Consider the following 14,476-nt stretch of genomic DNA (forward strand, 5'->3'; position numbering starts at 1 on the left):
GGTGCGCGGGTCCGTGCGTCGGTCGGTCGTCACGGGTGCGCGGTGCTCCCGCGGTCGGGGAGCGGTGTCGCGCGGCACCGGTGGGCCGGCGCGGGTCAGCGGATGAGGCCGCAGGCGCGGCCGGCCTTCTCGAGCGTGAGAACCGCCGCGTCCAGGTCGGCCTCGGTGTGGCTGAGGTTGACGATCGTCCGCAGCCGCGGAAGGGTCCGCGGGACGGCCGGGTACACGATCGGCTGGACGAAGAGCCCGTCCTGCTGGCACAGCCGCGCCATCTCCACGGCCTGGTCGGCACTGGAGCAGATCAGCGGGACGACGGGCGTCTCGCTGGCGAGCGTGTCGAACCCCAGGGCGTGCAGCTGGTCCCGGTAGCGGGTGGTCCTGGCCCGCAGTTCACGCGGGAGGGACGGCGCGGCGGCCATCACGTCGACGGCGGCCTTGGCCGCGGCCACCTGGGCGGGCGTGGCCGCCGCGGAGAACATCCAGCCCCGCGCGTTGTTCTTCAGCGCGAAGATCAGGTCGCGGGAGCCGGCGACGTAGCCTCCGGCGCTCGGGACGGTCTTGGAGAGCGTGCCCATCTTGACGTGGACGCGGTCGGGGTCGATGCCGAAGTGCTCGGTGATGCCGCGCCCGGTGTCGCCCAGCACGCCGAGGCTGTGCGCCTCGTCGACCATGAGCGGGGCGTCGTAGCGCTCGCACAGTTCCAGGATGCCGGGCAGGTCGGCCACGTCCCCGTCCATGCTGAACACGGCGTCGGTGACGACGAGCCGGCCGCCGTCGCCCGCCTTGCGCAGGGCGCGTTCGAGGTCGGCGAGGTCGTTGTGGGCGTAGGTGACGACCTTGGCGTCGGACAGCCGGTAGCCGTCCAGGATGCTGGCGTGGTTGTAGACGTCGCCGATCACGGTGTCGCCCGGGCCGACGAGGGCGCCGACCGTGGCCACGTTCGCCATGTAGCCGCTGGAGAACACGATGGCGTCCTCCGCGCCGAGGAAGCGGGCGAGGGCCAGCTCCAGCTCGCGGTGCAGGTGCAGGGTGCCGGCCAGCAGGCGTACGCCGTGGGCGCCGGTCCCGTGCTGCTCGACGGCGCGCAGCGCCTGCTCGTCGATGTACGGGTGCCCGATCAGCCCGAGGTAGCTGTACGAGGCGAAGTTCAGGAACCAGCGGCCGTCGAACTTGATGCGCGAGCCCGACGCCTCCTCGATCACCGGCTCGTAGAAGTACTCGCCCCTCGCCACGATTCCACGGTCGTCGGCCGACAGGGCGTCGATGCGGCGGTCGAGGAAGGTGCCCTGGGGGGCGTCGTCGAGCCGGCCGGGCAGGGTGCGGCGCGGGATGCGGGGACCGGCGGCGGGCGCCGTGCCGGGTGCGGGCAGGGCGGCCGGGGCGAAGGCGGCGTCGGGTGCCGGGCGCGGGGTCGGCGGCCGGGTCGGCGGGGCGGCGGGGGCCGGACGGGCCGCGGGGGCAGCGGGAGCGGGCTCGGTGTCGCGGTAACGGTCCCAGTCGGGCGCGAAGCCGTTGTCGGCCCGGACGGGAGCCGTCGTCGTCGCCGGCCACACCGAGGCCGGCGGGGCCTGCGGGGCCGGGGCGGCGGGCGCCGCGGCGATCGGAGGGGCCGGAGCGGAGGGCGCCGCCGCGTACGACTCGCGGGGCGCGGGGGCGGCCGGGGCCGACGGCCGGGCGGCGGCGCGCGGGAGGGTCTCCAGGTGGGTGAGGAGCGTGCCGACCCGGGTGTGCTCGAAGAACACCATCGGGTCCACGTCGAGTCCGTCGGCGGCCAGCGAGGCCGCGAGTTCGACGGCCATCATGGAGTCGAGGCCCAGCTCCAGCAGGTCGTCCTCGGCGGAGACCGAGTCGAGGTGCAGGACCTTGCCGACGGCGAGGGTGAGTGACGGCCAGAGGCCGGCGTCGGGCGTGACAGCAGTCATGGATGCGTCCTTCGCGTTCGCGGCGGAGAGTACGTAGTGCGCGGGTGGGCGGCCCAGGGCCGTGCGGAGCAGGCCGATCCCGTCGTCCTCGGTGAGCGCGGCGACGCCGTGCGCGGCGGCCCGGGGCGCGACGGCCTCGCCCATGCCGACCGTCCACAGGCCCCAGCCGAGGCTGTACCAGGGCAGGCCCTCGGCCCGTCGACGGGCGGCGTAGCCGTCCAGGTAGCCGTTGGCCGCGGCGTAGGCGCTCTGGCCGAGGTTGGCCCGGACGGCCGCGATCGAGGAGAACAGGACGACGAAGGCCGGGTGTTCACCGTCGGACACGAGGTCGGCGAGGACGTGCGTCCCGCCGACCTTGGGGCCGAGGACGGCGTCGACCCGGTCGGGCATGAGGCTGCGGGCGAGTCCGTCGCGGAGCACGCCCGCCGCGTGGAACACCCCGTCGAAGGGGCCGGACAGCGACTCCCCGGGGGAGCGGACGTCCGCGGCGACGATCTGGAGGTCGCAGCGCTCGGCGAGCCGGTCGAGGCGCGCGCGTGCCTCGCCCTCCGCGGGTACGGTCCGCCCCACCAGCGTCAGCCGGGCGCAGCCCTCGTCGGCGAGGAACTCCGCCACGCGCAGGCCGATGCCGCCCATGCCGCCGGTGATGAGGAACCGGCCGCCCCGGTACCGCACCTCGCGGGCGGGGGCCGGGGGCGCCGGCAGCAGCACGGGTTCGTACCAGGTGCCGTTCCTGAGGGCGAGCTCCGTGTCGTCCCGGCGCAGCGCCTCCACGAGGGCGGCCCCGTCGGTGCCCTCCTCGGCTCCGGCCCGGGCCGGGCCGGAGCCGAGGTCCGCGAGCCGGATCCTGGTGCGCGGGTGCTCGACGCGCAGGGTGCGGCCGAGTCCCCACAGGGCCGTCATGAACGGGTCGACCGTCTCCCCCTCGGTCACCGCGTGCGCGGTGCCCGTGACGATGAGCAGGTCGGGCATGGGCGTACGGGCGGCGAGCCGGCGGACCAGCGCGAACACGTCCTGGAGGGCCTTGGTCGCCGCAGCCGCGTCGTTCTCCGGGCCGTCGGGGGCCACGTAGACGACGTCCCGGGGCACGGCGCCGTCGGGCAGGGCGTCGAGGCCCTCGTCGACGAGCCGTTCGGGCGTCAGGTGGAGGAACCGGTGGCCCTCGGCCGCACGGGGCGGGTGCGCCGCCACCAGCAGGACGGTGCGCTCGGCGTCGGCCGCCCCTCCCCCGGCGCCGGCGGGTTCGCCGGTGCCGACGGATTCCCCCGCTTCGGCCGCCGGGTCGGGGCGGGTGGGTCGCGGGGCCGTCGCGTGCCAGACCAGGGTCTCGACGGTGGGGACGGCCACCGGGCCCCGCCCGGCCGCAGGCTGGTCGCCTTCGACCGGGGCCGGGGTCTCGGTGGACGCGGCGGCCGGTGCTCCGGCCGCTCCGGGAGCTGCCCCGGGTACGGCAGGCGCGGTGACGGAGCCGCCGGAGGGGGCGGGTGCCGTCGGGCCGGCGGACTTGAGGGTGATCCGGTCCAGTTCCAGGAGGACCTCCCCCTGCTGGCTGCAGACCAGGGCCCGGCCGCGGACGGCACCGCCGCCGGTGTCCGCGGTCTCGTCCCGCTCGACCAGGGCGATCACCGTGCCGGAGATCCGTCGGCGGGCCACCAGCCGGCCGACGTACCAGGGCAGGCACATCCCGGCAGAGCCGTCGTCGAGCATGCCGAGGGACTGGAAGACGCTGTCGAGCAGCGGCGGCGGTACGAACGGGGGCACCGCGCCGCCGTCCGCGCCGTCCTCGGCGCGGAGCATCAGCAGCATGCGTCCGGGGCCCCGGTGCGCCGAACGGACGACCCGGTAGGCGGGTCCGTAGGTGATGCCGCTCGCGTCCCGCCACGCGGCCATGTCCGCCGACGGCACGTGCTCGGTGCAGCCCGCCCTGAGCGCCGCCACGTCGACGTAGCGGGGCGGTGGCAAGGGAGTGCTCGACACCCGGGCGACGCTGTGCTCGACCGGCTCCCCGGCGGGCGCGGCCGGCCGGGAACGGACCGTGTGCCGGCCGTCCTCGGCCGCCGCCACCTCGATGCCGGCCTCGGGGCCGGGGACGGTCAGCGGCGTCTTGAACGCGATCTGCTCCAGCTGCCACACCCGGTCGGGCAGGTCGGCGGCGCAGGCGGAGAGCAGGGCGTCGATCTGGGCGGCGGCGGGGACGACCGGGACGCCGCCGATCCGGTGGTCGGCGACCAGCGGATCGGCGGCCCTCAGGGTGATCAGGCGGGCGCTCACGTGCGCAGTCCGAAGCGCCCTGTGGCCCGTACGAGGCCGTTCACCTGGATCTCGACGGCGTGCTCGCCGGGGTAGTACGTGCGCGTCTGGACCTCCCTGATCGGGTGGGACTTCTCCAGCGTCCGCTTCTCGCCGGGACCGAGTTCCAGCGTGGTCAGCTTGAAGACCTTGGGGATGGTGCGCCCGTTCTTGCGGACGTGGTGCACCACGTAGTCGACGGCGATGCTGTGCCGTCGGTCGTCGGTGTTCTCGATGTCGAAGTCGATCACGAGGGTGTCGCCGACGGTCACCGCGTCCGGGGTGATGCGCAGCCGGGGCACGCGCACGTGCTCGCCGCCGGTGGCACCCAGCAGACCCAGGGCCTGCTGGTCGCCCTTCTTCACGAGGGTGCGCAGACCGTGCTTGACGATCCAGCGGGTCTCGGGAGTGGGGCTCTCCTCCAGCCAGCGCAGCGCCGTGGCGAGCGCGACCTCGGGGTGGTCCTTGGAGATGTCGTTGAGGTTGTTGGCGACGGACTTCCGTACGTACTCGGACGGGTCGCTGCGCAGCGGTTCGAGGATCTCCAGGACCGGCTGCGGGTCCTTGACGAAGACGACCAGCGTGCGGTGCCAGGGAAGCCGGGGGCGGACGCCCTCGGTGGCCAGCCGGCGCACGTTGTGGCTGGGGCTGACCGCCCAGTCGGCCACCTTCCGCATCGTCAGCTCGTAGTGCTGTTCGAGGTAGGGCCGAATGGCGTACTCGCCGGTGTGCCGCTTGGTGATCTCCTCGATGGCCTCAAGGGAGAGCTCCGGGTGGTCGAGGCCGTAGTCCTCGACGAAGCGGGCCACCGGCATGAGGAACCAGCTGCTGTTGAACATGCCCTCGCCCTCGACGAGTTCGTCCTCGAGGATGGCGAGGAGGATCGGCACGGCCTTCTCGTAGTCCTCGGGGAGCCGAGCCCGCAGGCCCTCCGCGAGGACCAGGACACGGTCCTTCAGCTCCAGTCCGGGGATGCGCCGCTCGGTCTCGGCCGCGTAGTCCTCCACGTCGAAGTCGGGGTGGACGACTCGGATCTTGCCGCCGATGAGGCGGGCCGCGTCGCCGTTGAAGTGACGCTTCAGTCCGTACTCGCTAGCCATGGTGCTGGTACCTCTCGTTCGTGTGGTGCGGGTGTTGCACGTTGTTCGGAAGGGCGGGATCGGGGGCGGATGGGGTCGGGGGCGGGGCAGGGGTAGGAGGTGGGGTCGTGGGGAGGGTCGGGTCCGCGCCGGGGACGGGCGTCGCGTTCGCGTTCGCGTTCGCGTTCGGGGTGATCCAGTACCTCTGTCGGTGGAAGGGGTACGTGGGCAGGGTCGTCGTGCGGTGGCCCTTGCCGGCATGCACGCCGGCCCAGTCCACCGAACCCGAACCCGAAGCGGCATACGACGCGACCGCCGCATACACCTCCGCCTGATCCACCCGGTCACGCCGCAGCGTCGACAACCACAACGGCTCATCCCCCGACCACGACGCGCGTGCCAACGACGTCAACTGCGGCTGCGCGCCGATCTCCCAGACCACGCCCGCGTCCACACCCGACACCAGCCCGACAGCCTCCGCGAACCGCACCGGCTCACGAATCCCCCGCGCCCACAACGCCGCATCCCCCACCGACTCCGGTGTGTGCCAACCACCCGACACCGTCGACGCGAACGCCACCCGCGGAGCCGACCACTCGACCCCCGCCACCACGTCGGCGAACGGAGCCACCGCCCCCTCCATCAACGCCGAGTGGAACGCATGACTCACCACGAGCGCCTGCGACCTCAGGCCCGACTCCGCACGGAACCGCGCCACCGCATCCACCGGACCCGAAACCGTCACCACACGAGGAGAGTTGAACGCAGCCACCTCGACCCCGGGAAACGCCTTCAAAGCCTCCAGGACTACAGCCGCATCACCATGCACCGCAGCCATCGCACCCGCACCCGGCTGCGACTCCATCAACCGACCACGCACCACGGCCAGACGCAGCAGATCCTCCAGACCCACCACACCCGCGGCCCACCCCGCACTCAACTCACCCAGACTGTGACCCACCACCACATCCGGACGCACCCCCAACGACTCCAGCCACCGCACCAACCCCACCTGCACCGACACGATCCCCACCTGCGCATACCGCGTAGAGGCGAGAGCGCCGGAAGTGTCGGTGAACAGCAGCTCGAGCAGGGGGATGTCGAGGTGTCCGGCGAGCACGTCGGCGCATTCGTCGAGTGCGGCGCGGAAGGCGGGTTCCGTGCGGTAGAGCCCCTGGCCCATGCCCGCGTACTGCGAGCCCTGGCCGGTGAACATGAAGACCACCGGCGCCGGCTTCCCGGCGCTGCGACGGGTGACGGGGGACGCGCCTGAAGCGATGTCCCGCAGTGCGACGGCGAGTTCACCCGCGTCCGCGCCCGAGACGACCGTACCGAACCTGTTCTCGGCGCGTCCGGTGTTCGCCGTGAACGCGAAGTCGCCCACGAGGTTCTCGTCCGCGGCGGCCAGGGCGTCCGCGTACGAGCCGGCGAGGGCGCGGACGGAGGTCTCGTCGGCCGCGTCCACCCGCACCAGATACGACTCCTGACCCACCACCTCACGGTCTGGAACCGCGGGTGCCTCCTCCAGGATGACGTGGGCGTTGACCCCGCCCATCCCGAACGCGCTCACCGCACCCCGACGCGGACCGTCCACCGGACGCGCCCACACAGACACCCGATCCGCCAGAAAGAACGGAGTCCCCTCGAACCGAATGTGATCATTCGGCCGCACCACATGCAACGACGGAGGAACCACACCCCGCTCCATCGACAACAACACCTTCACCAACCCCGCAAGACCCGCAGCCGGCTCCAGATGCCCCACATTCCCCTTCAACGAACCCAACGCACAGAACTGCGAACGAGACGTCACACCCCGCCACGCACGCGTCAAACCCTCCACCTCGATCGGATCACCCAGACTCGTCCCCGTCCCATGCGCCTCCACCAAGCCGATCGACTCCACCGACACACCCGCATCCACCAACGCAGCCGAGATGACCTCGGCCTGGGCGCGCGGGCTCGGCGCCGAGTAACGGGTGGTCCGGCCGCCGTGGTTCACGGCCGCGCCCTTGACGACGCCCCGGATGCGGTCGCCGTCGCGCAGCGCGTCGTCGCAGCGCCGGAGCACGACGGCCACGGCACCTTCGCCGGGGACGAAGCCGTCGGCGGTGCTGTCGAAGGCACGGCTGCGCTGCCGCGGGGAGAGCGCCATCATGTCGCCCATCGACCGGAAGTACTCCGGGCTGAGCCCGGCGTGCACGGCTCCGATGACCGCGGTGTCGATGTCGCCGGAGCGCAGGTGCTGGAGCGCGGAGTGCAGGGCGACGAGCGAGGAGGAGCAGAGGGTGTTGACGACGGTGCTGGGGCCGCGCCAGTCCATCAGGTAGGAGAGCCGGTTGGCGATCATCGCCTCCAGTCCCAGGCCCCGTCCCTCGGGCACGCCGTGGCGGAACCGCTCCTCGTGGTAGTGGTCGTGGCTGTAGGCGATCCACAGCCCGGTGCGGGACTCGGCGGCGCGGGCGCCGCCGCGTCCGCCGTCCTCCAGGGCCTCCCAGATGGTCTCGTAGACGATGCGGGCCTGCGGGTCGATCAGCGGCGCCTCGCGGGCGGAGATCCGGAAGGGCGCCGGGTCGAACGCGTCGACCCGGTCGAGGAAGGAGGCGTGCGGGAGGGGCCCGGCGGCGTCACCGCGCCGGTTCTCGGGCAGCGGGCCGACCGTGTCGCGGCCCTCGACGAGCAGCTCGGCGAACTCCGTGAGCGTTGCGGCCGTGGGCAGCCTGATCGCGGCTCCCACGACCGCGATGTCGCGCGCCCGGGTGGCGTGGCTGTCGCCGGACGCCGCCTCGTCGGCGCCACGGGGCCTGGGGACGGCGGTGACGCGCGCCGCCGGGGCGGCCGGCCGCGGGGCCTCCTGTGGCCGGGGGGCCGCCGGGGCGACCGAAGGTGCCTCGGCGATCGGGGACGCCGGAACGGGCGGGACCACGGGGGCCACGGACGTCGCTGAGGTCACGGGGAGCGCAGGGGCCACGGGGGTCGTCGGGTGGGGCTGGGCCGCCGGTTCCTCGGCGGTCACAGGGGCGGCCTCTGGACCCGTCACCGGAGGGGCGTGCGAGGTAGAGGGGCCCGGAAGCCGGTCGACGAGTTCCGGTGCCTCCTCCGTCAGGAACTCCGCGAACTGCCGGGGCGTCGCGTACTCGAAGAAGACCGTCGGGTACAGGGACAGGTCGTGTTCCTGGGAGATCCGCTCGCTCAGCGCCACCAGGCCGACGGAGTCGAACCCGGCCGAGAGGAACTCGGTGTCGGCGTGCTCCTCGGGCGTGTCCGTCAGTGCCAGGAACCAGGCAAGGGCCCGTGCGGACGGCGTGCCGACGGCTGCGGGGGCCGGCTCGGCGGCGGGAGCGCCCTGGGCAGGCGCGTGGGCGGCGGGAGCGGGCTCGGCCGGGAGGGGTGCGGCCGCGGGCACGGGTGCGGCGGCCGGAGTCGCCGGGACCGCTGCCGGGACGGCGTCCCGCTGCCGGACGGCCGAGGGTCCGCCGGACTGTTCCGGGGCCGCCGCGGCCGCGGTGGCCCCGTCCTCGTGGAACGCCAGCGCCGGGACGCGCTTGGACGACATGTCGCCGAAGACCAGCAGGGGCGTGCCCGACTCGTCGGTGACGGTCTGGGTGACCCGGCACGCCTCGTCGTTCCAGAAGGCGATCTCGGTCCGGACGTACGCGGCGTCGTCGAGCGGGCCCAGGACGTCGAGCCGGCCCACGGACAGCGGGATGAACGCGGTGGCGTCCGCGGTGCCGAAGACCGGGTTGGCCGGGTCGATGGCCGCCACGGTGACGCTGTCCAGGAGGCCGGGGAAGAGCTGTACGCCGGGCGGGTTCAGCTCCCGCTGGCGGGGGCCCTCGATCCGGGCGAGGGTGCCGCCGTCCGGCAGGCTCGCCACCCAGGAGATGTTCCGGTAGTAGCGCCCGTGGTGGTAGCCGATGCGCCGCAGCCAGCGGTACAGGCCGGAGCCCGCGTGGACGGCGGACCCGGCGCAGTCGGCCAGCAGGGCGCCGACGGGGAGGCGGGGGGCCGGTTCGGCGCGGGCGGCGAGGCGCCCGGTGACGAAGACGTCGCCGGTCTCCCCGTCCTCGACCCGGAACCGCCCGTCGGCGTCGACCCGGCCGACCACGCGCCGGGCCCCCGCGGGGATGAGCGGGCGGTGGAAGAGGACGTCCAGCGTGCCGTGGAACGCCTCGCCGCGCAGGGCGGCTCCCTCCCGGAGGAAGTCGAACCAGGCCACGCCGGGGAGCATCAGCGTCCGGTAGACGGAGTGCTGCGCGATGGGCACCTCTCCCGGGCCGAAGACCCGGGCGTACGTGTATCCGGCGGGGCCGCCGTCCTCCACCAGCTCGGCAGGTGAGCCGGGTTCGGCGGACCGGAGCGGTTCGGCGAGGTTCAGCGCGCGGCCACGCGGCTGGGCGACCGGCAGCAGGCGCTTGCTCCACGTGGTGCCGGTGGTCTGCTGGAACACGGCCCAGTCGACGTCGCGGCCGTTCTCGAACAGGTCGGCGGCGACGGCCGCCAGGACGGCCGAGGCGGTCCGCTCGTCGTGGGCCCCGGCGAGGCGGGCGCCGACGTCGCGGCCGGCGGTGTCCCGGTGGCCGGCTTCGCGGGCCGGGTCCCCGTCGCGTCGCAGGACGTCGCCGAGCGCCTGTTCCAGCGGCACGGTTCCCCGGACGAAATCGGCGACGGCGTCCCAGCCGGGCGGGAGGTCGACGGCGTCGTCGGGCAGCCCGAGGTCGCGCAGCGCGATGGCGAGGGCGACTCCGGACAGGATGCGGAGCAGTTCGCCGGAGAACGCGGCGAGCGGGGTGCCGGTGGCCGTCTCGAAGCGGCGTACGACGTCGTGGACGGCGGGCGTGGAACGGTCCAGGGCGGTGAGCCACGCGGGCGCCGCCGCGGCGGCCTCGGGCCGTACGGAGACGGTCGCGCGGGTCGCGCCGGCGGGCGCCGCCGCTCCGGGGGCCCCGGGGCCGGGGGTGAGGAGCCGGGCGCGCAGGGCTGCCGTGAGCGCGTCGGCGTCCTCGCCGACGACGGCCAGTCGGACAGCGCGGTGCGGCCGGGCGAGCCGGGCGGTGGCGCACACGTCGGCGAGTTCCTCGGGCCGGCCGCGGAGGGCCGGGAGGAACTCCACCCACTGGGCGCACAGTTCGCGCAGGCCGTAGGCCGTGTCGGCGGAGAGCGTCAGGACGTGGGCCGGCTGCCGGGCCCCTGCGGGTGCCGTTCCGGTGCCGCGGGCGGGGGCGGGGGCGGGGACCGCCTCGGCCACCACGTGCGCGTTGGTGCCGCCGAAGCCGAAGCCGCTCACGGCGGCGCGCCGTACGGGCACGTCGGGCCACGGCCCGGGGGCCTCGGGCAGGTGGAAGGGGCTGTCGTCCAGGTTGAGCCGGGGGTTGGGCGACTCGACGGCCACGGCCGGGACGGTGCCCTCCCGCAGCGACAGGATGATCTTCGCGAGGCCGGCGAGGCCGGAGGCCGAGTGGAGGTGCCCGATCCGGCGCTTGACCGAGCCGAGCGCGACCGAGTTGCGCGGGACGCCGTGGCGCCCGAACACCTCGGTGAGCGCCCGCACCTCGATGGGGTCGCCGATGGCGGTGCCGGTGCCGTGCGCCTCGACGTACTGCACGGTCGCCGGGTCGACGGTCCGGTACACCTTGTCGAGCAGGTCGATCTGGGCTTCCAGGTTCGGGGTGGTGACGCCCATGGTGCGGCCGTCATTGTTGACCGCGACCCCGCTGATCGCACCGAGGACCAGGTCGCCGTCGCGCAGCGCCGCCGCCATGGGCTTCAGTACCAGGGCCGCGGCCCCTTCGCCGGGGACGTAGCCGTTGGCCCGGCGGTCGAAGGTGTGGCACAGCCCGTCCGGGGACAGCGCTCCGGTGCGGGACAGGAGCACGAAGGTCAGCGGGTCGATGAGCAGGTCCACCGCGCCGACGAGGGCGAGTTCGCAGCTTCCGGCGGCGAGGCTCTGGCAGGCGAGCCAGACCGCCGAGAGCGACGACGAGCAGGCCGTGTCCACGACGAGGCTGGGGCCCGCGAGGTCGAAGCGGTCGGACAGCCAGGCCGCCATGAAGTTCTGCGACCGCCCCCACAGGGCGGCCGGGCCGGGGCCGGTGCCCGCCGGGGCGGATTCCGCGGCGTCCGGAACGCCGGGGGCCACCGGGCCTCGGCCCCGGTCGAAGCCGTAGGCGTTCATCCGGGCGCCGACGAACACGCCCGCGTCGAGCCTGCGGCGCGCGCCCAGGTAGCCGGAGTCCTCCAGGGCCCGGGCGCCGACCTCCAGCATGACCCGCTGCTGCGGGTCGAGGAGGACGGCGTCCTCGGCGGTCATGCCGAACGCCTCGTGGTCGAAGGAGAACGGGTCGACCAGGAACGCGCCCCGGTGGTGGGTGCCGCGGTGCGGCGCCTCCCCGAGGTACAGGTGACGGGCCCACCGGCTCGGCGGGACCTCGCCGACCTCGACTCCTTCGCGACCCAGCATGGCCGTCAGGTCGGCCACGTCCTCGGCGCCCGGGAGCCTCGCCGCGAGGCCGATGACGGCGATGCGGGTGTCGAGCTCGCTCACAGGTTTCCTTTCGTTCGGCTCGCGGGTCATGCCTGGACCACCCCGCGCCCGCCGTCGTGGTCGAGCAGGGGACGGAGCAGCGCGCTCAGGGCGGCATCGTCGGCGCCGGCACGGTCGGGCGCGGCGGGTGCCGGGGGTACCGGAGCCCCGACGGGTGCGCGAGAGCCGGCGGGCGCCGGAGTGCCGACAGGTGCGGGTGTGCCCGTGGGCGCGGGTGTGTGCCCAGGTGCCGGAGTGCCGGCGGATGCGGACAGGTCGCCGAGCTCGGCGAGTTCGGCCGCGATGTCGTCGGCCGTACGGGCCCGCAGGAGGAGCGACGGGTCGACGGTGGGGCCGCCCCGTTCGAGGGCGGTGGTCAGTTCCGCGATCATCAGGGAGTCCAGGCCGAGGGCCTGGAGGGGCCGGGCGCCGGGGTCCTCGCCCAGGACGTGGAGGAAGGCGTCCCGGACGCGGGCGCGCGTCGCGGTCGTGTCCCGCCGGGTGCCCCCCGGCTGCGGCCCGGGACCGGTGGGTCCAGCGGCGCCGGCGGCCGGTAGCGCCGAGGTGGTCGGAGGGGACGCCGCCACGGTCGGCCCCGCGGTACCCGATGTACCCGGCCTGCCCGCCGGAGCGGACGCGGTGCCGGGGAAGACGACGGCGCCGCCCGACCGCAGGTGGTCGAAGAAGGCGTCGAGCGCTTCGTCGGCGCCGACCGAGTGCGCGGCGGAGTAGGTGTCGTCGGCCTTCATCCCGATGCCCGTCCAGTTGGGCCAGGCGTGCGCGGTGACCGCGGTGACCTCGTCGTCCTCCCTTTCCGCGAGGGCGAGTTGGAAGGCGTTGGCGAGGCTGTAGTCGACCAGTCCGCGCCCGGCCAGGGCCTGGGTGCCAGCGACGGAGGAGACGAGGACGGCGAAGTCCGCGCGCTGTTCCTTGGCCAGGCGGACGACGTTCAGCGAGCCTGCCACCTTGGGCGCGAGCACCTTCTCGGCGTCGGTCCAGGGGCGGCGGTGCATCGCGCCGAAGGCGTTGACGGTTCCGGAGGCGTGCACGACGCCGACCAGTCGGCCCCAGGTCCGCCCGAGCCGGTCCGTGACGGCGGCGAGGGCCGCCGGGTCGGAGACGTCGCAGGACACGTACTCGACCTCGGCGTCGCCCGCCAGCTCACGGAGCGCTTGGGCTCGGGTGGCGTCGAGGGGCGACCGGCCGACGACGGCGACGCGCCGGGCGCCCCGGGCGACGAGACGCTCGGTCAGTCGCAGTCCGACGGCTCCGAGCCCTCCGGTGACCAGGCAGTAGCCCTCGGCCGGAAGGAAGTAGGGAGGGCCGGGCCTGGCGGGCACGTTCTCCGGCACGTAGCGGACGCCCTGCCGGTAGGCGGCGGCGGTGGTCCCCGCGTCGGCGGAGTCGGTGTGGGGCGCGCCGGACGCCAGTGCGGCGAGCTCGGCGGCCAGGTGGGCGGCCTGGTCGGCCGCCGGATCGGCGGGGTCCAGGTGGACGACGGCGGTGGGCCGACGCCCTTCGGCGCCCGCGGCCCGGACGGCCGCGGCGGTCGCGGCCCGGACCGGGTCGGGGCGGGCTTCGCCGCTCTTCGCCCCGGGCGCGCCCTGCGCCGCGGTGTTCGGGTCCGCCCCGCCGAACGAGGCCCAGAGGACACCGGCCCGCGGTGGCAGCGTCCGCACCAGATCACCCAACTCGGTCCAGAACGAGGCGAGTTCCGCCACGTCGACGTGCCGGGTGTCCCGTGCTCCGATCACGACGGCGGCGTCGGCCGGCGCGCCGGGTGCGACGACGGTCACGCCCCGGTGCCGGAGGAGTCCGGTCAGGGCCTGCCCGAGGGCGGGATCGGCCGCGGCCACGCTGACCGTCGCCGGACCGGCCGGGGCGGCCTGGTGCAGCGCGCGGGCGCGCCACTCGACGCGTACGGCAGGTGTGCCCGTACGTCCGTCCGGCGCCGGTGTTCCGGCGTATCCGGTGGGCTCGGTCTCCTCGGGGCCGCGCCAGAACGGGGCACCGGCGAACGGGTAGGTGGGCAGGTCCGTCACACGGGCCCCCGCGGGGGAGAGCCCGGACCAGTCGACGTGTGCGTACCCGGCGGTGGCGAGCTCGGCCGCGCGGGCCGGGTGACCGGGGGCCTTGGTCGTCCCGGCCAGGGCGGCGGCCGCGTCGGCGGTGAGGTCGATGTCGACGCGGGCGACGGGGTGCGCCCCGTCCGCGACCGAGCGGAGCGCCGTCGCGAGGTCCGCAGCCGTGCGTCCGTGCACGGCGGTCTGGTACTCCAGTGGGGAGCGGCCGGTGTTGGCCGTGTGGCACAGGTCGGCCGTCTCGGCGGAGTCGCGGGCCGTGTCGAAGCGGGCGGCGTACGCGCCGGCCAGCTTCCGTACGGCCGGCTCGTCGGCGCCGGTGACGCGGACCACGTACGACTCCGGGGCGGGTACGTCCCGGGCCGGGACTGCGGGTGCCTCCTCCAGGATGACGTGGGCGTTGACCCCGCCCATCCCGAACGCGCTCACCGCACCCCGACGCGGACCGTCCACCGGACGCGCCCACACAGACACCCGATCCGCCAGAAAGAACGGAGTCCCCTCGAACCGAATGTGATCATTCGGCCGCACCACATGCAACGACGGAGGAACCACACCCCGCTCCATCGACAACAACACCTT

General features: G+C 74.6%; 4 protein-coding genes. All 4 read right to left on the bottom strand.

Translation table 11 applies throughout. The annotated features are described in order from the left end of the window. Positions 1–95: 95 nt before the first annotated feature. The 4 genes from ACF09E_RS33535 to ACF09E_RS33550 are packed head-to-tail and all read right to left on the bottom strand — an operon-like array spanning position 96 to position 14,461. The gene (locus ACF09E_RS33535; protein ID WP_392209765.1) at positions 96–4,193 is read right to left on the bottom strand and encodes a bifunctional SDR family oxidoreductase/pyridoxal phosphate-dependent aminotransferase family protein; all 4,098 of its coding nucleotides are present in this window, start codon (positions 4,191–4,193) and stop codon (positions 96–98) included. Continuing rightward, entirely contained in the window at positions 4,190–5,311 is a 1,122-nt protein-coding gene (locus ACF09E_RS33540; RefSeq protein WP_392209767.1) for a DNA alkylation repair protein, read from the bottom strand. Before ACF09E_RS33540 ends, ACF09E_RS33535 begins: the two co-directional genes overlap by 4 nt. Next, positions 5,304–11,834, bottom strand: coding sequence for a beta-ketoacyl synthase N-terminal-like domain-containing protein (locus ACF09E_RS33545; RefSeq protein WP_392209769.1), 6,531 nt, complete (start codon positions 11,832–11,834; stop codon positions 5,304–5,306). Before ACF09E_RS33545 ends, ACF09E_RS33540 begins: the two co-directional genes overlap by 8 nt. A 26-nt stretch (positions 11,835–11,860) precedes the next feature. Continuing rightward, complete coding sequence (locus tag ACF09E_RS33550) at positions 11,861–14,461, bottom strand: SDR family oxidoreductase (protein ID WP_392209787.1); 2,601 nt, start codon at positions 14,459–14,461, stop codon at positions 11,861–11,863. Positions 14,462–14,476 lie beyond the last annotated feature (15 nt).

Origin of the sequence: Streptomyces sp. NPDC014891 (genome assembly GCF_043081085.1) — a bacterium.
GTDB lineage: Bacteria > Actinomycetota > Actinomycetes > Streptomycetales > Streptomycetaceae > Streptomyces.